We start from the raw sequence: 19048 nt of genomic DNA on the forward strand, positions 1-19048 counted from the left end.
CATTACTTATCCGCCGCCGTCTGGCCGCCGTCGTCCGGCGACAGCGTTCTTTTCACTTCCTGCACTTCATTGCCCTGCTGGTTATGCAGATACACCTCCAGCTGGTTGAAGGCGATGTCGATGCCGTTTTCCCGGCACAAGCGGTCGATTGAGCGATTCAGTTCGTCCACGGTGTAGCTGCGATCGCGCAGTTCCCGCACATAGAGCCGCAGTTCGTGATCCAGCGTGCTGGCGCCGAAGTTGAGGAAGAACACCTGCGGTTCGGGATCGGTCATCACCCGCGGGTTGTCGTGCGCCGCCTGCAGCAGCACCTTTTTCACCTTGTCGAGATCGGAGCCGTAGGCCACGCCGACCTTGATCAGCACGCGGGTGATGGTATCGGACAGCGACCAGTTGATCAGCCGCTCGGTGACGAACGCCTTGTTCGGAATGATCACCTCTTTGCGATCGAAGTCGGTAATGGTGGTGGCGCGAATGCGGATCTTGCTGACCGAACCGGAGAAGGTGCCGATGGTGATGGTATCGCCGATGCGGATCGGGCGTTCGAACAGAATGATCAGGCCGGAGACGAAGTTGGCGAAGATCTCTTGCAGGCCGAAGCCCAGCCCGACCGTCAGACCGGCGGCCAGCCATTGCAGTTTGTCCCAGGATACGCCGAGCGATCCCAGCGCAACCACGGCGCCCACGGCGGTAATCAGGTAAGTGAGCACGGTGGTGATGGCGTAAGACGCCCCCTGCCGCAGTTGCAGCCGCGACAGCACCACCACCTCCAGCAAACCGGGCAAGTTGCGGGTGAGCACGTAGGCGACAATCACTGCGGCGATCGCCACCATCATGTTGCCCAGCGTCACCGCCTGCGACACGCTGCTGCCCGCCACGGTGCTGGTGTAATGCCACAGCGTGATGCTGTCCAGATAAGCGATGACCGTCACCAGATCCGACCAAATGGCGTAGAAAGCGCTGGCGAAGATGGCGAACAGCACCAGGGTGGTCAGGCGCAGCGACTGCTGGTTGATCTGATCGAGCGCCAGCGGCGGCTCTTCCACCACCGGTTCGCCGCCTTCGGCTCCTTCTTTCGCCACGTTTTGCCGCCGCGCCAACGCGCGCCGGTAAGCCAGACGCCGCGCCGCCACGCTCAGGCCGCGCAGCGCGGTCAGGTATACGATATTCCACAGGAAAAACAGATACAGGCTGTCTATCCAGCGGCTGGCCAGCCGCAGCGTGGTATAGAAGTAGCCGGCGAACATCAGCCCCAGCAGGATCAGCGGCGTGGCGGCCAGCGCGGTGACCACCACCAGCCGCACGGCGTGCGAGCCCTTTTCACGCCAGCTGTCGCGACACAGCGGGAACACCAGCACCGTGAGCAGCGCCAGCGTCAACATCACCACGATCTGGCCGATCACGTCTTCCACCAGACGCAGCGGCGCTTTCTCGCCCAATACCGACCAGAAGATCAACGGCTGCAGCGCCAACCCCAGCCGCAGCGTCTGACGGCGGTAATGCGCGCACAGGTTGGCGCCGAAGTTGAAATGCCGCTCGGCGATGCCGCCCGGTTTCAGCATGCGATAGCTGAAGCCGAACACCAGCCACGACAGCGCCAGCTGCTGCGACAATGCCCATATAAAGTCGCTGATGCCGAAATCCGCGCGATACATCCAGAAACCGACGCCGAGGAGTAACGCGGCGCCGGGCAACACTTTCAGCAAGGTCAGCGCGATGGCCTTCGGCGTGTGCAGTTGGCCGTCGCGCTTAAGTTGCCCCACGTCGTTGGCCAGCTTTTGCAAATGGCCGTCGATCAGCCGGTAGCGCCAGCGCAATACCCCGATCGCCAACAGCATCGGGATCAGGAACACCAGCGCATTCAACCCGCCCTGCACCAGCTTGCCGCCGTCGAATTTGAGATCGAGCCCGGCAATCTGATCGCGCACCGCCTCCGGCATCGCCTTCAGCCACGCCAGATCGACCGGCTTGTTGCTGTTGACCCAGAAAATCTGCTGGGTCAGCGTATCTTGCAGCGAACCGTAAACGCTGGTCAGCTGCTGCTGATTGATCTGCAGGTTGATCGACAGCGACAGCTGGTTGCTGAGCTGCTTGTTCAGCTGATCCAGCAGTTCACGGCGCATATCGACGATCTCGTTTAACGCGTCGATCACCTCCGGGCCGGCCTTTTCCTTGCTTTCGGCCACCAGCTGGTTGATGTAATCCTCTCCCTTGAACAGATCGTCGCGTTGCTGATTGATATCGAACTGCTCCAGCCGCAAATCGGCGATGCGCGTGTCCATATCCGCCAACAGCGTGCCCTGCGGCAGGCTCTGCTGCTGCTGATACAGGATGCGCGACAGCACCAGGCTGCCCTTCAGCACCTGGATCTGTTCTTTCAGGTTACGCTCCGCCTGCAGCCCGCGGTCGAGCCAGTTTTTGACCCGAATGTTCTGCTGGAACAGGGTGTTGCTCTCTTCGGTGGCGGCGATCAGCCGCTGGCTCAGCTGGCGGTTGACGTCCAGTTGCTTGCTGACCAGCTGATCGTGCTGAATATCGGTGGCGTCTTCCGGGTTCTGCGCCTCTTTGGCGGTCTTTTCAGACAGCGTCAAACGTTTGCTGTTGACGATCTCCTGCAGCAACTGTACCGAGCGATCCAGCGCGTCGATATGCGCCGTGGTGTAATCACGCTGTTTTTGCAGCAGATCCTGCAGCGTGGTATTGGCTTCCAGACTTTTGCGCTGCAGCTCCAGCTGCGCGTTGAGCAACGCCTGCTCGGTGGTCAGCATCACCTGCTGGCTGTTGCGCAGCGAATCTTGCCCCGGCGTCTGGCCGCTGAGCTGGCTGCGGATCTCCTGCAGGCGCTGCGAAGCGGCGTACATGGTGCTTTGTACTCGTTCAGGCTGGGTTTGCAGCGACACCAGTTGGCTGTTGTAAGTAGAGAGGCTCTCCTGCGCGCTTTGCAGCTCGTCGAGCGTTTGATACAGCCGGCTTTCCAGCTGACGCAGCGACAGCGGCAACAGCGCGGCGCGCGCCGCCGCATTGTCTACCGGCTGCTTCAGCGCATCCAGTTCGGCGGTCACCTGATTGAGCTTCGCCGGCGCCTGCTGCACCTGCTGTTTAAGCTGCGCGGCGTCCTGCCGATTGCGCTCGATGGCGTCCAGCAGCTCCAGCGTGCGGGTTAAATCCTGTTGGGACAGCTTTTCGACCGGCGTCAGGGCTTTTTGCTTGCTCAGCGCTTCCAGCTGGCTTTGCACTTCGCTGCGCTGCGGCAAATCGCCGTTCAGCGCCGCCTGCACCGGCAAGCTCAGCGCGCAAATCAGGAAAAGGAGTGTCGCGGCGGCGATGCGCCGCCGGCATGCGCCGACAAACGAGCGCGGCGTCAGAGAGGGCAGAGTCAACCAGCGATGCATGATTTAGCTTCGGATCGGTTAAGAAGCCTGAAGATTATCACGATCGCCGGCGGGCAACGAACAACAAAAACGTTGCCGGTGATGTCCCGTTGTCGCGAAATCAGAAAGTGAGCACTTTCTCCGCCGCCAGCGTCCACTGCGCCAGTTCGACCAGCGTGCCGATCTCCACGCCGTCCGCCAGCGGCAAGCGGCTGACGCCGCGCGCGTCGGCGCAGGTCTTGCACAGCTTGACCGGCACCTGCTGCGCGGTGAGGATCTCCAGCATCTGCTGCAGATGGTATCCTTCGTGCGGCTGCTGTCCTGCCAGCCCGGCCACCACCGCGTCGGACATCAGAAACAGCCGCAGGTCGAGATTGCTTTGCTGCTCTTTCAGCGCGATGGCCAACCGCAGCGCATTGAACAAGGATTCATGGCCATAGGCGGCGCCATTGGCAATAAGAACAACTGATGACATGAAATCTCTCCTTATAAAGGAAGGCGGTCGACGTCGGGGTTGAGGCGCAAGGTGGGGCAAAACTGCAGCATCTCCAAAAACGCATCGACCAGCGCTTCGGCTTCGGCCCGCAGATCGAAACTTTCCGGCATAAACAGCCAGTTTTCCATCAGGCCGGTGATATAACCGCGCAGGATGATCGCCGCACGGCGGGTATGCAAATCGGCGGGCAATTGCTCGTGGTGAATGCAGTTATACAGCACCGCTTCGATGCGTTCGTAGCCGGCGAGGTACAACACCTTGCGCGAATCCAGCAGCGGCATCATTTCACCGACAAACTCGCATTTGTGGAATATAATCTCCATCAACGCCCGCCTGCGGCCGTCTTCAACCGTAGACGTCAGAATGTAAATCAGAATTTCCCGGATAACCCGCAGTGGATTATCGGGAAACTTTGCCTGATACTCTGTTTCGAGCTGGTCAATTTTCGGCTCGGTAGATTCCCAAACTTCATTAAACAGGTCTACCTTATTTTTGAAGTGCCAGTAAATGGCTCCACGCGTAACCCCGGCAGCGGTGGCAATATCTGTCAGTGACGTTGCAGCAACGCCACGTTCAGAGAACTCTCTCACCGCAGCATCGAGGATTTGCTGCCGGGTTTCTTGCGCCTGCTGTTTGGTTTTTCGTGCCATGGCATTGTTATTTAGGGGGAGTGTGATTTACATACATTCGCGAATGTATGTACCATAGCACGCACATATAATTAACGCAGCAATGGGTTTTAAAGCTTGTGATCCATTGATCATTTTGAAATCGGACACTTGAGGTTTTTCTATGAACAAAAACAGAGGGTTAACGCCTCTGGCGGCCGTTCTGATGCTTTCAGGCAGCTTAGTGCTAACAGGATGTAACGATAAAGAAACCCAACAGCAAGGCGCCCAACAGCAGGCTCCTGAAGTGGGCGTAGTCACTTTGAAGGCCGAGCCTCTCAATATCACTACCGATCTTCCTGGCCGCACCGCTGCGTATCGCATCGCCGAAGTTCGCCCTCAGGTCAGCGGCATCATCCTGAAGCGTAACTTCGTTGAAGGCAGCGATATCAAGGCCGGGACGTCTCTGTACCAAATCGATCCCGCGACCTATCAGGCCAGCTACGACAGCGCGAAAGGCGATTTGGCCAAAGCGCAGGCCAGCGCTTCCATCGCACGCGTGACGGTAAACCGCTACAAGCCATTGCTGGGCACCAGCTACATCAGCAAGCAGGACTATGACAACGCCGTGTCCACGCTGCAGCAAGCGGATGCCGCCGTGGTGGCCGCCAAGGCCGCCGTGGAAACCGCGCGCATCAACCTGGCGTACACCAAGGTGACCTCTCCGATCTCCGGCCGCATCGGCAAATCCGCCGTGACCGAAGGCGCGCTGGTCAGTAACGGCCAGGCAACCGCCCTGTCCACCGTGCAGCAGTTGGATCCGATGTATGTCGACGTCACCCAGTCGAGCACCGACTTCCTGCGCCTGAAGCAAGAACTGGCCAGCGGCGCGCTGAAGCAGGAAAACGGCAAGGCCAAAGTGAAACTGATGCTGGAAAACGGCACCGAATACGCGCAGGAAGGCACGCTGGAGTTCTCCGACGTCACCGTCGATGAGACCACCGGCTCCATCACCATTCGCGCCCTGTTCCCTAACCCGAACGATACGCTGTTGCCTGGCATGTTCGTGCGCGCCCGTCTGGACGAAGGCGTACGCAGCGATGCATTGCTGGTGCCTCAACAGGGCGTCACCCGCAACCCGCGCGGCGACGCGACGGCGTTGGTGGTAGGGGCAGGCAACAAAGTTGAGCTGCGCACGCTGAAGGCGGACCAGGCGATTGGCGACAAATGGCTGGTTACCGATGGCCTGAAAGCCGGCGATCGCGTCATCGTCACCGGCCTGATGAAAGTGCATCCGGGCGCGCAGGTAAAAGTGCAGGAAGTTGACACTCAGGCGCAAAAACAGCCGCAGTCTGAAGCGCAGAAGTCATAAAAAGGAGCCTGTAATACATGGCTAAGTTCTTTATAGACCGCCCAATTTTCGCCTGGGTAATCGCCATCATCGTCATGTTGGCGGGGGTGCTTGCAATAATGAAACTGCCAATCGCGCAGTATCCCACTATTGCACCGCCGGCGGTGAGTATTTCCGCCAACTACCCGGGCGCAGATGCCAAAACGGTGCAGGATACCGTCACACAGATTATCGAACAGAACATGAATGGTATCGATAACCTGATGTACATGTCCTCCACCAGTGATTCCTCTGGTAGCGTCACCATTACCCTGACGTTTGAGTCCGGCACCGATCCTGACATCGCGCAGGTTCAGGTCCAGAACAAACTGTCGTTGGCCACCCCGCTGCTGCCGCAAGAAGTTCAGCAGCAGGGCCTGAAAGTAGAAAAATCCAGCAGCAGCTTCCTGATGGTGGCCGGCTTCGTTTCCGACGATCCGAACATGACTCAGGACGATATTGCGGACTACGTGGCGTCCAACATCAAGGACCCGATCAGCCGTTCGTCCGGCGTGGGTGAAGTGCAGCTGTTCGGTGCCCAGTACGCGATGCGTATCTGGCTGGATCCGAACAAGCTGAACAACTACCAGCTGACGACCACGGATGTGACCTCCGCCATCACCGAGCAGAACAACCAGATCGCCGCAGGCCAGCTGGGCGGCCTGCCGCCGGTGCCGGGGCAGCAGTTGAACGCCTCGATCATCGCGCAGACCCGTCTGACTTCGCCGGAAGAGTTCGGCAAGATCCTGCTGAAGGTCAATACCGACGGTTCCCAGGTGCGCCTGCGCGACGTCGCTCACATCGAGCGCGGCGCGGAGAGCTATGCCGTTACCGCGCGTTATAACGGCAAGCCTGCCGCCGGCCTGGGTATCAAACTGGCGACCGGCGCCAACGCCTTGAACACCGCCAAAGGTGTGAAAGACGAGCTGGCCAAGATGGCGCCATTCTTCCCGCAAGGGATGAAAGTGGTTTATCCGTACGACACCACCCCATTCGTTAAGATCTCTATCAACGAAGTGGTGAAAACGCTGATCGAAGCCATCATCCTGGTATTCCTGGTGATGTATCTGTTCCTGCAGAACTTCCGCGCGACGCTGATCCCAACCATCGCGGTGCCGGTGGTGTTGCTGGGGACCTTTGCGATCCTCGCGGCGTTCGGCTTCTCGATAAACACCCTGACGATGTTCGGCATGGTGTTGGCGATCGGCCTGCTGGTGGATGACGCCATCGTGGTGGTGGAAAACGTCGAGCGCGTTATGTCCGAAGAGGGGCTGCCGCCGAAAGAAGCTACCCGTAAATCGATGGGCCAGATCCAGGGCGCGCTGGTGGGTATCGCCATGGTGCTGTCGGCGGTATTCGTGCCGATGGCGTTCTTCGGCGGTTCAACCGGCGCTATCTATCGCCAGTTCTCGATCACCATCGTGTCCGCGATGGCGCTGTCGGTGCTGGTGGCCTTGATCCTGACGCCGGCGCTGTGCGCCACCATGCTCAAACCGATCCCAAAAGGCGATCACGGGGTTAAAACAGGCTTCTTCGGCTGGTTTAACCGCATGTTCGAGAAGAGCACGCATCACTATACCGACAGCGTGGGCAACATCCTGCGCAGCACCGGTCGCTACCTGATCATCTACCTGCTGATCGTGGTTGGCATGGGCCTGCTGTTCCTGCGCCTGCCTTCCTCGTTCCTGCCGGACGAAGATCAGGGCATCCTGTTGACCATGGTGCAGTTGCCTGCCGGTGCCACCGAGTCCCGTACCAACAAAGTGCTGGAAGAAGTCTCCGACTACTTCCTGAACAAGGAAAAGGACAACGTGGTTTCGGTGTTTACCGTCGCGGGCTTCGGCTTCAACGGTAACGGCCAGAACAACGGCCTGGCATTCGTCAGCCTGAAAGACTGGGGTGAGCGTCCAGGGGCCGGGAACAAGGTGGAAGCGATCGCGGGTCGCGCCATGGGCGCCTTCTCGCAGATTAAAGAAGGCCTGGTGTTCCCGTTCAACCTGCCGGCGATCATCGAACTCGGTACCGCAACCGGCTTCGACTTCGAGCTGATTGACCAGGGCGGCCTGGGGCACGAGAAACTGACCGAAGCGCGTAACCAGCTGTTGGGCATGGTTGCTCAGCATCCGGACGTGCTGGTGGGCGTGCGCCCGAACGGCCTGGAAGATACGCCGCAGTTCAAACTGATCGTCGATCAGGAGAAAGCCAAGGCGCTGGGCGTCAGCATCACCACCATCAACAGCACGCTGAGCACCGCACTGGGCGGTTCGTACGTCAACGACTTCATCGACCGCGGTCGTGTGAAGAAGGTGTATGTACAGGCAGACGCGCCGTTCCGTATGCTGCCGGAAGACATCAACAAGTGGTACGTGCGCGGTACCAGCGGCCAGATGGTGCCATTCTCCGCCTTCTCTTCGGCGAAATGGGAATACGGCTCACCGCGTCTGGAACGCTATAACGGCTTGCCGTCGATGGAAATTCTGGGCCAGGCTGCACCGGGCAAGAGTACCGGTGAAGCGATGAACCTGATGGAACAGCTGGCGTCCAAACTGCCAAGCGGCATCGGTTACGACTGGACCGGCATGTCCTATCAGGAACGTCTGTCGGGCAACCAGGCGCCGGCGCTGTACGCCATCTCGATTCTGGTGGTGTTCCTGTGTCTGGCGGCGCTGTATGAAAGCTGGTCCGTACCGTTCTCGGTCATGCTGGTATTGCCGCTGGGGGTTATCGGTGCGTTGTTGGCCGCGACGATGCGCGGCATGAATAACGACGTGTACTTCCAGGTGGGGCTGTTGACCACCATCGGTCTATCGGCGAAGAACGCCATCCTGATCGTGGAATTCGCCAAGGATCTGATGGAGAAAGAAGGCAAAGGTCTGATCGAAGCGACGTTGGAAGCGGTGCGTATGCGTCTGCGTCCAATTCTGATGACGTCCCTGGCCTTCATCCTCGGGGTTCTGCCGCTGGTTATCAGCAGCGGCGCAGGCTCCGGCGCACAGAACGCGGTAGGTACCGGCGTAATGGGCGGGATGATCACCGCGACCGTATTGGCGATCTTCTTCGTACCGGTGTTCTTCGTGGTGGTTCGCCGCCGCTTCAGCAAGAAGAACGAAGACCTGGAACACAGCCACCCGGTAGAGCATCACTGATCGTTCAGTGAAGAGATTTCTACCCGATAATCGAAAAGGCCGCGCATGCGGCCTTTTTCTTTTGCTTCAGTTGCTTAATGCAAACCGTTCTCATTAATTCACTCGTGTGTGCAATTTACGCTTGATCGTGATGCCCGGTCGGCGCATAATTGTTGTTATAGTATAACATTACACGAGAGAGCCATTATGAAACCCGGCATCCATCCCGATTATCGCACCGTGGTGTTCCACGATGTCAGCGCCAACGCCTACTTCAAAGTGGGATCGACCATCAAAACCGATCGCACCATCGAACTGGACGGCGAAAGCTGGCCGTATGTCACCCTCGACGTCTCTTCCGCTTCGCATCCGTATTACACCGGCAAGCAGAAAGACTATTCCAAAGAAGGCAGCACGGCGCGCTTCCAGCAGCGCTTTGGCCGCTTTATCGGCAATAAGTAACAAGGAACCCCCATGCAGGTATTGAGTTCATTGCGTTCGGCGAAAAATCGCCACCCGGATTGCAAAGTCGTGCGTCGTCGTGGCCGCATCTATGTGATCTGTAAAAGCAATCCGCGATTCAAAGCGGTACAGGGACGTAAGAAAAAGCGTTAACTCCAAAGTGCCATCTGTCGCAAAGCCCCGTTGCTGCTCAACGGGGCTTTTTTTATGGCGAGAAAGTGCCTACAAGCTGCCCCCGCCGGCAAGCGGGGGCGGAGATTACTTCATGCTGCTCAGCAGCGCGTCGACATTGTGCTTGAACGCCTGCTCATAGGTGGCCGCCGGGCCGCCCACGCGCGAGAGCGCTTCAGGGTACAGCTCGCCGCCCGCCTTGGCGCCGGTGGCGGCGGCAATCTGTTTCACCAGCCGCGGATCGGTCTGGTTTTCGATAAAGTAAGCGTTAACTTTTTCCTGTTTGATTTGTTTGATCAGGCCGGCCACATCGCTGGCGCTGGCTTCGGCCTCGGTGGAAAATCCGACCGGCGCAAGGAAGGTGACGCCATACTCTTGCCCAAAGTAACCAAAGGCATCATGGCTGGTGAGCACCTTACGTTTCTGCGGCGGCACAGCGGCGAACTGGGTTTTGGCCCACAGATCCAGCTTTTGCAACTGCTGAATGTATTCGGCGCCGCGCTGGCGAAAATAGTTGGCATCCTCGGGATCGGCGGCGATCAGGGCGTTCATCACGTTGGTGGCGTACTGCACGCCGTTTTTCATGCTGTTCCAGGCGTGGGGATCGGTAATCGGTTTGCCGTCCTCCTCCATCTGGCGGGTGTTGATCCCCTGTGAAGCGGTGATCACCTGCCCTTTATAACCCGAAGCGCTGACCAGGCGATCGATCCACCCTTCCAGCCCCAGGCCGCTGACGAACACCACATCAGCCTGAGCCAGCTTCTTGCCGTCCTGCGGCGAAGGCTCGAAACTGTGCGGATCGCCATCCGGCCCCACCAGCGTGCTGACCTTGACGTGATCGCCCCCCACCTGTTTAACGATATCTCCCAGAATGGAAAAGCTGGCGACGGCGTCGACGGTCTTCGCCATCGCCAATGGGCTGGCCAGCAGAGCAGCGACCGCCAGCGATATAGGTAAACGTTTCATATTTTCTCCTTGCAAATGGCACTTCTCAACGGCGCGCAAAGGCGTAAATGCCTCCACGCGTTCCAAACAGGATCGAGACAAAGAAGATGACGCTGGCGCTGAGAACGATCGCCGGACCGGCAGGCAGCGAAGCGTAGTAGGACCACACCAGCCCAGTCAGGCTGGACAGCGCGCCGATGCCCATCGCCACCGCCAGCGTCTGCGGCAGATTGCGCGCCCAGAAGCGTGCGCTGGCGGCGGGCAGCATCATCAGCCCCACCGACATCAGGGTGCCGAGGATCTGGAACCCCGCCACCAGATTGACCACCACCAGCGCCAAAAACAGGCCGTGGATCAGCGCCAACCGGCGCGGCGCGTTAACGCGCAGGAAAGTGACGTCGAAGGACTCGATTACCAACGCGCGGTACAGCGCCGCCAGCGCCAGCAGCGACACCGTGGCGATCGCACCGACCATCAGCATCGCCTGCGCATCCACCGCCAGAATCGAACCGAACAGCACGTGCAGCAGATCCACGCTGGAACCGCGCAGCGAGACCAACGTGACCCCGAGCGCCAGCGACCCCAGATAGAATCCGGCGAAGCTGGCGTCCTCTTTTAACGGCGTGCGGCGGCTCACCAGGCCGGACAACATCGCCACCGCCAGCCCGGCGATAAAGCCGCCCACGCCCATGGCCACCAGCGACATGCCGGAAATCAGATAACCGATTGCCGCGCCGGGCAACACCGCGTGGGACAATGCATCCCCCACCAGGCTCATGCGGCGCAGCAACAGAAACACCCCCAGCGGGGCGGCGCTGAGCGACAGCGCCAGACACGCCATCAATGCGCGACGCATAAAACCGAAAGAGAGAAAAGGGTCGATAAGCCCATGCAACAGCATCATGGCGCCACCACCCGCAGGCTCGGCTGCCGTTCGGCGGCGAGATACCGCGGCACCTGTTCCAGCACGCGCTCGGCCGCGCCCCAATGACACGCCTGCGGGGTCAGCAACAGCACCTGCGGAAAATGCTCGGCGACCATCGACATGTCATGCAGGACGGCGATCACCGTTCTCCCCTGCTGGTGCAGCTGCGCGATCACCTGCAGCAGGATCTGCGTAGTGGCGCTGTCGATGCCGGTGAAGGGTTCATCCAGCAGGATCAACGGCGCCTGTTGGACCAGCAGGCGCGCAAACAGCACCCGCTGCAGCTGGCCGCCGGAGAGCTCGCCCACCGGACTGTGCGCCAGCGCGCTCATGCCGACGCTCGCCAGCGCCTCATTAACCTGGCTCGCCGCACGCTGATTCATACCGCCGAACATGCCGCTTTGCGGCCAACATCCCATCGCCACCAGATCGCTCACCGCGATCGGGAATTGCCGATCCAGCTCCGCCTGCTGCGGTAAATAAGCCTTGCGCGGCGGCTTTTCACCGCTAAAGTCCAGGCGACCCGCCAAGGGCGGCAACAAACCGGCGAGCGTTTTCAGCAACGTCGATTTCCCTGCCCCGTTGACGCCCACCACCGCGGTTAACGAACCGGCGCTAAACTGCCCGCTCAGCGGCGGGAAAAGCGGCGTGGCGCCATAGCCTATCGCCAGCTGACGTAATGAAATCATGGCAGCGACACCGCCCAAAAAATGCCGAGCCACAGCAGAGTCAACAAAACGATAGCGCCCACACAGCGCACGGCCGCGGAGGTGGTGAACAACGAATTCAGTGACGACGCGGCGTCATTTTGCGAAGTGGGAATCAAGGGAATAACCAAAGCAGCAGATTTATAGTTACAATATAACATCACAATTAATGGTATGTCTCAAGCGTTGCCGGACTCATTAATGCAACGGAACGTAACAGCTCGTCGCGCAGCAGGTCCCCCCCTCGCCCCCTTATCAAACTCAGGGATATTCCCGTTCGACGCAAATGTTGGCGGAAGGTAAAAAAACAGCGGTAAATCGAAAAATTTACCGGCGCGAGTGGAAAAGGAGTAAGATGAGCAGATAACATTGTTGTTGGCCGAGATTAATGCTTGTTACCCTTGCCTGTAACCAGGACGTCAACGCACTTTCTGTTAAAAAATTAAAGAAAGTGATTAATGACAATATTGCGGAGTTAGTGCCGTCGCTGACCAGCGGACTCAGTTTTTATTCTGAAAGCGCACGCTATGCCGAAGATTCATTAGAAATACTTGATATAGTGCAACAAGGTGACAGCGATTATTCAATGAGTTATCGCTATAAGTGGGGCATTTTTAATGCTTGCCTGGATATCAACAGCGAAGACACGATCAGCGATAGCGTCCGGTTCCGTGTGGCGCAACGGGGTTTAATCTTCGACATCATTGATAACTCACGCCCATCAACCGCGGATGAATTGTAAGTTTACGTAATAACTGCAGGCCAAACGCGAAAAAATGATTTATATTCATTTTACGGGAAGTTTATTTAACCACCGTTAAGCTGCCTCCGTTCATGATGTAAATCAGCTTACTCACATAGTGTTATCAACACCGCCATTAAGACTTACGGAGGGGATGATATGGATGAGTATTCGCCTAAGCGACACGACATTGCTCAACTCAAATTCTTGTGCGAAAATTTGTATGATGAAGGTATCGCCACCCTGGGAGACAGCCACCACGGGTGGGTCAACGATCCGACATCCTCCGTCAACCTTCAGCTTAATGAGTTGATCGAACATATCGCTTCGTTTGTGATGAGTTATAAAATTAAATACATGGACGAATCCGATTTGTCGGAGTTAGTCGAGGAATATCTCGACGATACCTATACGCTGTTCAGCAGCTACGGTATCAATGATTCCGACCTGCGCCGCTGGCAAAAAACCAAGGCGAGATTATTCAGAATGTTCTCAGGAGAGGACATCTGTACGACAATGAAAACTTAGGGGATAATTATTCCCGAGCTATTTTACGGTTATTAAACTAAAAGGCCACCATGACTAAAACCGACTATCTGATGCGTTTACGTAAATGCACCACGATTGATACTCTCGAACGTGTTATTGAAAAAAATAAGTACGAGCTTTCCGATGATGAACTGGAGCTGTTTTACTCAGCCGCCGATCATCGTTTGGCGGAGCTGACCATGAACAAGCTGTATGACAAAATCCCCACCTCCGTTTGGAAATATGTCAGATAATCAGCCCCCAACGCGTTGAGCCGATGCTTTTATCGGCTTCAATGTTCAAGTTGAATAGGTCATTTTCCTATTGACAACGAAATGTTAATTACACTCATCTTTGCCGTTAATAATAAATAGCAACAATTCTCGGTTAATGCCCGGGGTATTACGCCTTAACGCTATTCACGCGTGAAGACGCTCGCCTCACATTGCCTGTGTGGTGCACATCGCGGCGAATATCCCTGAGGCCATCGCTGCCACGCCGCCGCGCCGGGCGGCGTGATCCATCACCGCCAGGCTCAGAGCATGCGGCGCAAAATCGCCCGCCGGGCGAAACAGTGATGCTTAATCACCGCCGCGATGTGCAGCACAATCATGGCCGACAGCGCGATGCATGAATAACGGTGCACGGCGAAAAAGAAACGATTAACCTCAAGATTCGCAATCGGACGGGGGAAATCGATCGCGCCGAAAACCGCAAAGCCGTGCTCCAGCATGAGAAATCCGCTCAGCAACACCACGAAAATCAGCAGGTAGAATATTTCGTGCAGCAAATGCACCAACCCCTTCTCGCGCCCTTGCAGCATATCGCCATAAGGCACTTTAGGCCGGAAAAAACGCCAGATAAAGCGCGCCGCCATCAGCGGTGTCAGCACCAAGGCCAACGACATATTGGTCACGGAGAAAAAGGCGAAGATGCGCGCATCCGTCATAAAATGCAGTGAATAACCCACGATCATGACGTAGATCATCACGGCGGCAATGCCCCAATGCAGTAACCGACTGAAAAGATCGTAACGGGCAGGTTCGTGTGACATAAAGCTCCTTTAAAAGCGGCCATCATTGGCCGCTTGACTATCCGATGCGCACTTACTTTTTCACGACCCAGGCGTCCTGCCAGTTGGATCCCACGCCCGGCTCAAACTGAGTCGCGCCGCTGTTCCACTGCATGCAGTAACCGCTGTAAGGGAAAGGTTTGCACTGATAAACCTTGCCGTCTTTCGGTTGCAGCACCGTGGTGCCGGCGGTGTATTTACTCAGCGCGTTCGGGAAGACGAAGTTGTAGTCGCCATTGCCGCCACCGCCGGTGGATTCAGCTTCCAGATTGAAGTTTTCGATATCCGGCTGAATGCTCTGCCCATTGTCGTTGCTGGCGATCACTTTCAGCATGTGATGGCCCTCGCTGACGTTGTTCAGCGCGACGGTCAGCGGCTGGCTGGCGTCTTCCAGCGTCTCTTTCACGTAGCCTTTTTCCGTCTGGCCGTGATCGTAAACGCGCGCTTCAACGGTCAATTTGCCTTTAACCTCGGCATTGAAGGTCAGCTGAGCTTTACCGTCCTTGATCTTGGTGCTGGACAGGTTGCCGATGCGGATCTCTTCGGTGATAGTCGGCGTTTCTTCCTCATAGGAGATCACCACGCTCTTCATCGTGCTGCCTTGTTTGGCGAAGACCGCATTATTGCCAAACACCGGATTGACGTTGCCTTTACCGTCTTTCACCCCGGCACGCACCGCTTTCTGTTCGGCGTTGATCTTGCTGGCCAACGCGTGGCTCCAGCGGTTTTTGTCGGTCAGCGCCTCACTGTCGATCGCCAGCTCGGTTTTCATCGTCAGCACTTCACCGTCCGCATCGAAGAAGCGGGCGATCACCTTGTCGCCAACCTGCAGGTTTTTGCCGGAGAGAGAGCCTTGCAGCTGCTTGCGCCATTCGGACACGACGCCGTCGTCCTCGAAGTTGACGTCAACCACCTGATAGAAGCTGTTCACCGTGTCATTGATTTCCCACACGCCATAAATCACCTGATAGCCGGTTCTCTCCGGTACCACGCACTGGTGCACTTCGCGATCTTTTGGCGCCTGAGCATGGCCATCGACTTCACAGAACGGCTCTTTTTCGAAAGCCTCGCGCGACAGCGGCTTATTCACGTCCCAGTCTTGTTTGGTGATGTAATAACGCCAGTTATTGGTTTTGTGCTTGGCGGTGTGGTACCAGGTGAACGTCTGCGGTCCCGGTTTCATGGTGTTCAACGCCCAGACGTTGACGCCCTGACGATCCAGCGGCTCGAAACCGCCCACCCCGCCGCTGGCTAGCTGGCCGTCGCGCGGCGTCGCGCCGCCAGGGAAGCCGGAAACCTGCTCGACGCTCTGCGGTTCCCACTGCGCTCGGCCGCAGTCGGTGTTGCTGCCCAGCTTGCACTTGTAGGCGCGGCTCTCGGGCACTTCGATATAACCGTGCGACCAGGCGGCCGAGGAGGCAGTGAGCGCTGCCATCATCAGGGCGATTTTGGATAATTTCATTACGACTCCAGTTAAATTTATTGGATTCCAACTGAGTGAGAAGAAACTCAAAGAGATGCGGCGATACCGCGAGAGGAATAATAAGTAGAAGCCCTGAACGCCCGGCACTTAGAATGCATTAAAATAATAAAACCTAATGCCGTCAGAATATTAAACCGCATGATAAAGGGTTAAAATATTCCTGACCTCGTAAAGCGCCGCCATGCGGCGCAAGAAAATACCGACACCGCGCCAATTAATTCCACAGGGAAAATAACGTGACATTGAAAAACATCGCCACGGCGTTCATGGCATGCCTGCTGTTATCCGGCTGTCAGCACGCCGCCAAATCGGCCCCTGACGCCGCCATCCAGCGCGACCAGCTGTCATCGCTGGTCGGCGCTGGCCAGTTTCTGAGAGAACGCTGCAACCGCGCCGATATCCCGACCAACGACCCACTCGCGGCGGCGGCGTTGCAGGCGGCGGAGAGAAAAGGCTGGGCGCCGGCGCTTAATCGCACCCAGTTGCTTGATGCAGGCAAAAACGTCGCCGCGCAGCTGGAGGCCGACGCCACGCCGTTGCAAGAGAAGTGCAGCGGACTCAACCGAACGCTGGCGCCGTTTTTAGCCCAGCTCCGTTAACTCGCCAGCGGTAGCGCAAGCCACTGGCAGGCTACCGCGCCGGCGCCCGCCACCGCCAACCCCGGGCCGAAAGGCAGGGGCTGTGCCCCATCGCCGCCGCGCCACACCCGCAGCAGCAGCCACAGCAGGCTGCCGGTGGCGGCAAACAGCAGAATCGACGGCAAAACGGCATAGCCGCCCCAGGCGCCGAGCGCCGCCAGCAGTTTAAAATCGCCGTATCCCAGCCCCTCGCGGCCGGTCGCGAGACGAAATCCCCAATACAGCAGCCACAGCGTCAAATACCCCGCCAGCGCGCCGATGACCGCCGTCGGCAAAAATGCCGGGTGCGCCAGGCAATGCCACAACAGCCCGGCCCACAGCAGCGACAACGTCAGGCAATCCGGCAACAGCTGACACTCGCTGTCGATCGCCGCCAAGGCCAGCAGCAATGCAGCAAACGCCAACATGAAAAACCAATCCACACCGATGCCAACGCGCCAGGCCAGCGTTATTCCCATTAGCATCAGCAATAGCTCCACCAGTGGATAACGGATGGAAATAGGCGTGCGACAATAACGACAGCGACCGCGCAACAGCAGCCAACTTAATAAAGGAATATTATCGAGCGCCGGTATTTTCATTGTGCAACACGGGCAGAATGAACGCGGCAAAAAGAGATTAAATCGTTCGGCCTGCGCCATTTCCATTTCGCGCTCAAGCATGACAGGCAGCCGATAAACGACCACATTGATAAAACTGCCGATGCACAGGCTCAACACGGCGCTAAATAGCAGCCAGTGTTCATCGGCCACTGCGTTTATTGCGGATAGCATGGCTCTCTGGATCCTCTATTGTCGTCGCGTGGGTGACATCCCGGTTGCGCCGTTACCCGCAGTTGGCTGATTTGCACCACGCCCGGCGCCTGCCCCGCACGTTCTGCGGCGAGTGAGAGCACGCGGATCCCGTGCTCGCGTTGCAGGGCGGCCAGCCACGGCAACAGGCGTTCAAATGGCACGGGCGGCAGCGTGACCCGCACATCCGCTTCACTTTCCGTCAGTTCGGCGATGGCGATGCGATATGCCAGCGCACTCTGTCGCAGTCGCTCCGGCAGTTGCTCGCGCGCGGCGGCGCTCTGCGGCAAACGCGCCTGCAATTGTTGGATGACGCGCGCCTGCTCCCGCAGCGCCGCCAGCCGTTGTGCGTTTTTTTGCGCCTGTGAAAACTGATACAGGCAGTAGCCGCAGGCCATCAGCATCAACAGGCTTAACAGCACTGCCCGCCGCAGCGCCTTATCGCGCCAACCGATGTTCATCGCTCACCTCTCACCGTCAGGATCGCCTGGTTAGGCGCGCTTCCCTCGCTGAACGTCATGCTGACGCCACCGTCGTTGACCGGCGCCGGCAGCGGCGCGTCGTTTCTGTTTACCGTCACCACCAAACGATCGTCGGCAGCGTCGAAAGCCAGCGCCTGCAACTGCGGAGGTTCCCAGACAGCAAGCGCCTCGGCCGCGTAGGGCAACAGCCTGAACAGCTGCGGCGCATTCAGGGTGTCTTGCATACGCCGTGCCCACGTTTGCGCCGCCCGTTCGGCGAACGCCGGCGCTGTCTCGCCACTCGGCAGCAGGCGCTGAGTCAGCGCCGTTATCTGGCTTTCGCTCTGTCTGGCCTTCAATTGGTGATGCAAGCCCCCCACCAGCAGCGAACCGCTGAGCAGCAGCATCGCGCAGGCGGTCTTATCGGGCAGACGGCGCGGCCAGCGCACGCCCGGTTTGAAACGCCCCTGCAACAGCGTGGATGTGCTGTTCCAGGCCTCTTCCGCCAATCGCCACAGCGGATCCTCATCGATACGCGCCGTTTCCCAGCCCGCCGGCACCTCTCCGCCACTGTGCAGACACCAATCCGGCGTCGGCCACGGGACGCTGTCCCCCCAGGCATCGGGCAACTGCATGCCCTGCATGCCCCCCGTTCGGAGCAGCCAGTGTCCGCGCCAGCGCAGTGCGCTGCATTGGTTCGGCAACGGCAACGCCAGCACGTCGGGCAGCAGGGCATCGACGCGAATGCCGCAGGCGTTGAGGCTATCAACCCACCCTTGCATCTGCGCCAGCGCAACGCCGGCGATAGTGAAATCACGCTGCACCTTGCCCAGCACCGCCCAATGCATCTGCTCGACATCGGTCAACAACCCGGTCTCATGGGAGTACGCCAGCGCCAGCGGCGTCGCCTGCCGGGCCTTGCCCTGGAATGTCGTTTGTCTCAGCACCACATGACGGGCAGGCACCAGCACCACGACCCGGCTGCCCTGCGCCATGGCCGCCAACTCACTACCGCCTTCGGCCAGATCGAGGCGGGCGGCAAAGCGGCAGCGCGTCTCGCCGACGCGGCCCCAGCGCACATCGGCCATCGCATCATCGTCCAGCGCGATAAGCAGGATGGTGTTCGCCATCGT

19 protein-coding genes and 1 pseudogene are annotated in these 19048 nt (G+C 58.3%); 8 read left to right on the plus strand and 12 right to left on the minus strand.

From position 1 onward, the window contains the following. Window positions 1-2 precede the first annotated feature (2 nt). The 3 genes from mscK to acrR form a co-directional block, all read right to left on the minus strand. Window positions 3-3392: a mechanosensitive channel MscK gene (mscK, locus tag J0X03_RS18485; protein ID WP_160204027.1), complete on the minus strand. Its 3390-nt coding sequence runs from the start codon at window positions 3390-3392 to the stop codon at window positions 3-5. A 100-nt stretch (window positions 3393-3492) separates the two neighbouring features. After that, window positions 3493-3846 (minus strand): DsrE/DsrF/TusD sulfur relay family protein, encoded by a 354-nt coding sequence (locus J0X03_RS18490; RefSeq protein WP_033642110.1) that lies wholly within the window; start codon window positions 3844-3846, stop codon window positions 3493-3495. An 11-nt stretch (window positions 3847-3857) separates the two neighbouring features. Continuing rightward, window positions 3858-4517 carry a multidrug efflux transporter transcriptional repressor AcrR gene (acrR, locus tag J0X03_RS18495; protein ID WP_033642109.1) on the minus strand — a complete coding sequence of 220 codons (660 nt, stop codon included), beginning with the start codon at window positions 4515-4517 and terminating at the stop codon, window positions 3858-3860. Window positions 4518-4659: 142 nt separating this feature from the next. On the opposite strand from acrR, the gene sdeX reads away from it, so the two are divergent. The 4 genes from sdeX (at window position 4660) to ykgO (ending at window position 9605) form a co-directional block, all read left to right on the plus strand. Further along, window positions 4660-5847, plus strand: a complete 1188-nt coding sequence (sdeX, locus tag J0X03_RS18500) for a multidrug efflux RND transporter periplasmic adaptor subunit SdeX (RefSeq protein WP_160204026.1) — start codon at window positions 4660-4662, stop codon at window positions 5845-5847. 17 nt (window positions 5848-5864) lie between these two features. Further along, window positions 5865-9011, plus strand: coding sequence for a multidrug efflux RND transporter permease subunit SdeY (gene sdeY, locus J0X03_RS18505; RefSeq protein WP_033642107.1), 3147 nt, complete (start codon window positions 5865-5867; stop codon window positions 9009-9011). Between the two features lie 186 nt (window positions 9012-9197). Then, a complete protein-coding gene (locus J0X03_RS18510; RefSeq protein ID WP_004940303.1) occupies window positions 9198-9452 on the plus strand; it encodes a type B 50S ribosomal protein L31 in 255 nt (84 codons plus the stop codon). A gap of 12 nt (window positions 9453-9464) precedes the next feature. Next, complete coding sequence (gene ykgO / locus J0X03_RS18515) at window positions 9465-9605, plus strand: type B 50S ribosomal protein L36 (protein WP_004940304.1); 141 nt, start codon at window positions 9465-9467, stop codon at window positions 9603-9605. A 105-nt stretch (window positions 9606-9710) separates the two neighbouring features. On the opposite strand, the gene J0X03_RS18520 is transcribed toward ykgO, so the two are convergent. The 3 genes from J0X03_RS18520 to J0X03_RS18530 are packed head-to-tail and all read right to left on the minus strand — an operon-like array spanning window position 9711 to window position 12182. Then, window positions 9711-10589, minus strand: coding sequence for a metal ABC transporter substrate-binding protein (locus J0X03_RS18520; protein WP_033642106.1), 879 nt, complete (start codon window positions 10587-10589; stop codon window positions 9711-9713). Window positions 10590-10614: 25 nt separating this feature from the next. Continuing rightward, window positions 10615-11472 carry a metal ABC transporter permease gene (locus J0X03_RS18525; RefSeq protein ID WP_033642105.1) on the minus strand — a complete coding sequence of 286 codons (858 nt, stop codon included), beginning with the start codon at window positions 11470-11472 and terminating at the stop codon, window positions 10615-10617. Beyond that, entirely contained in the window at window positions 11469-12182 is a 714-nt protein-coding gene (locus tag J0X03_RS18530; protein ID WP_033642104.1) for a metal ABC transporter ATP-binding protein, read from the minus strand. Before J0X03_RS18530 ends, J0X03_RS18525 begins: the two co-directional genes overlap by 4 nt. A 406-nt stretch (window positions 12183-12588) precedes the next feature. Here J0X03_RS18530 and J0X03_RS18535 point away from each other — a divergent pair, with 406 nt between their 5' ends. The 3 genes from J0X03_RS18535 (at window position 12589) to J0X03_RS18545 (ending at window position 13724) form a co-directional block, all read left to right on the plus strand. Further along, entirely contained in the window at window positions 12589-12942 is a 354-nt protein-coding gene (locus J0X03_RS18535; protein ID WP_033642103.1) for a hypothetical protein, read from the plus strand. A 159-nt stretch (window positions 12943-13101) separates the two neighbouring features. Continuing rightward, a complete protein-coding gene (tomB, locus tag J0X03_RS18540) occupies window positions 13102-13470 on the plus strand; it encodes an Hha toxicity modulator TomB (RefSeq protein ID WP_004940312.1) in 369 nt (122 codons plus the stop codon). Window positions 13471-13520: 50 nt separating this feature from the next. Then, complete coding sequence (locus J0X03_RS18545) at window positions 13521-13724, plus strand: HHA domain-containing protein (RefSeq protein WP_004940313.1); 204 nt, start codon at window positions 13521-13523, stop codon at window positions 13722-13724. Between the two features lie 281 nt (window positions 13725-14005). On the opposite strand, the gene J0X03_RS18550 is transcribed toward J0X03_RS18545, so the two are convergent. Both J0X03_RS18550 and gbpA read right to left on the minus strand, forming a co-directional pair. Continuing rightward, window positions 14006-14524 (minus strand): cytochrome b, encoded by a 519-nt coding sequence (locus J0X03_RS18550; RefSeq protein WP_033651103.1) that lies wholly within the window; start codon window positions 14522-14524, stop codon window positions 14006-14008. Window positions 14525-14576: 52 nt separating this feature from the next. Then, complete coding sequence (gbpA, locus tag J0X03_RS18555; RefSeq protein WP_096241962.1) at window positions 14577-16004, minus strand: N-acetylglucosamine-binding protein GbpA; 1428 nt, start codon at window positions 16002-16004, stop codon at window positions 14577-14579. A 257-nt stretch (window positions 16005-16261) separates the two neighbouring features. On the opposite strand from gbpA, the gene gspS reads away from it, so the two are divergent. After that, window positions 16262-16624, plus strand: a complete 363-nt coding sequence (gene gspS, locus J0X03_RS18560; RefSeq protein WP_052752709.1) for a type II secretion system pilot lipoprotein GspS — start codon at window positions 16262-16264, stop codon at window positions 16622-16624. Here gspS and J0X03_RS24280 read toward each other — a convergent pair. The 4 genes and pseudogenes from J0X03_RS24280 to gspL form a co-directional block, all read right to left on the minus strand. After that, window positions 16621-17127, minus strand: a complete 507-nt coding sequence (locus J0X03_RS24280; protein WP_277988501.1) for a prepilin peptidase — start codon at window positions 17125-17127, stop codon at window positions 16621-16623. The two genes, gspS and J0X03_RS24280, sit on opposite strands and share 4 nt — an antisense overlap. 30 nt (window positions 17128-17157) lie before the next feature. After that, window positions 17158-17436 (minus strand): annotated as a pseudogene (locus J0X03_RS24310) (prepilin peptidase); the annotation flags it as partial. After that, entirely contained in the window at window positions 17421-17915 is a 495-nt protein-coding gene (gspM, locus tag J0X03_RS18570) for a type II secretion system protein GspM (RefSeq protein ID WP_046688369.1), read from the minus strand. The pseudogene J0X03_RS24310 and the gene gspM, both read right to left, overlap by 16 nt. After that, complete coding sequence (gene gspL, locus J0X03_RS18575) at window positions 17912-19045, minus strand: type II secretion system protein GspL (protein ID WP_060659861.1); 1134 nt, start codon at window positions 19043-19045, stop codon at window positions 17912-17914. Before gspL ends, gspM begins: the two co-directional genes overlap by 4 nt. Between the last annotated feature and the right edge of the window lie 3 nt (window positions 19046-19048).

This window comes from Serratia ureilytica, from assembly GCF_017309605.1.
Classification (GTDB): Bacteria; Pseudomonadota; Gammaproteobacteria; order Enterobacterales; family Enterobacteriaceae; genus Serratia; species Serratia ureilytica.

Excerpts from the sequence above, each read along its gene's own strand:
- mscK (WP_160204027.1), bottom strand. The coding sequence starts at position 3,392 with ATGCATCGCTGGTTGACTCTGCCCTCTCTGACGCCGCGCTCGTTTGTC.
- J0X03_RS18490 (WP_033642110.1), bottom strand. The coding sequence starts at position 3,846 with ATGTCATCAGTTGTTCTTATTGCCAATGGCGCCGCCTATGGCCATGAA.
- acrR (WP_033642109.1), bottom strand. The coding sequence starts at position 4,517 with ATGGCACGAAAAACCAAACAGCAGGCGCAAGAAACCCGGCAGCAAATC.
- sdeX (WP_160204026.1), top strand. The coding sequence starts at position 4,660 with ATGAACAAAAACAGAGGGTTAACGCCTCTGGCGGCCGTTCTGATGCTT.
- sdeY (WP_033642107.1), top strand. The coding sequence starts at position 5,865 with ATGGCTAAGTTCTTTATAGACCGCCCAATTTTCGCCTGGGTAATCGCC.
- J0X03_RS18510 (WP_004940303.1), top strand. The coding sequence starts at position 9,198 with ATGAAACCCGGCATCCATCCCGATTATCGCACCGTGGTGTTCCACGAT.
- ykgO (WP_004940304.1), top strand. The coding sequence starts at position 9,465 with ATGCAGGTATTGAGTTCATTGCGTTCGGCGAAAAATCGCCACCCGGAT.
- J0X03_RS18520 (WP_033642106.1), bottom strand. The coding sequence starts at position 10,589 with ATGAAACGTTTACCTATATCGCTGGCGGTCGCTGCTCTGCTGGCCAGC.
- J0X03_RS18525 (WP_033642105.1), bottom strand. The coding sequence starts at position 11,472 with ATGATGCTGTTGCATGGGCTTATCGACCCTTTTCTCTCTTTCGGTTTT.
- J0X03_RS18530 (WP_033642104.1), bottom strand. The coding sequence starts at position 12,182 with ATGATTTCATTACGTCAGCTGGCGATAGGCTATGGCGCCACGCCGCTT.
- J0X03_RS18535 (WP_033642103.1), top strand. The coding sequence starts at position 12,589 with ATGCTTGTTACCCTTGCCTGTAACCAGGACGTCAACGCACTTTCTGTT.
- tomB (WP_004940312.1), top strand. The coding sequence starts at position 13,102 with ATGGATGAGTATTCGCCTAAGCGACACGACATTGCTCAACTCAAATTC.
- J0X03_RS18545 (WP_004940313.1), top strand. The coding sequence starts at position 13,521 with ATGACTAAAACCGACTATCTGATGCGTTTACGTAAATGCACCACGATT.
- J0X03_RS18550 (WP_033651103.1), bottom strand. The coding sequence starts at position 14,524 with ATGTCACACGAACCTGCCCGTTACGATCTTTTCAGTCGGTTACTGCAT.
- gbpA (WP_096241962.1), bottom strand. The coding sequence starts at position 16,004 with ATGAAATTATCCAAAATCGCCCTGATGATGGCAGCGCTCACTGCCTCC.
- J0X03_RS24280 (WP_277988501.1), bottom strand. The coding sequence starts at position 17,127 with ATGCTAATGGGAATAACGCTGGCCTGGCGCGTTGGCATCGGTGTGGAT.
- gspM (WP_046688369.1), bottom strand. The coding sequence starts at position 17,915 with ATGAACATCGGTTGGCGCGATAAGGCGCTGCGGCGGGCAGTGCTGTTA.
- gspL (WP_060659861.1), bottom strand. The coding sequence starts at position 19,045 with ATGGCGAACACCATCCTGCTTATCGCGCTGGACGATGATGCGATGGCC.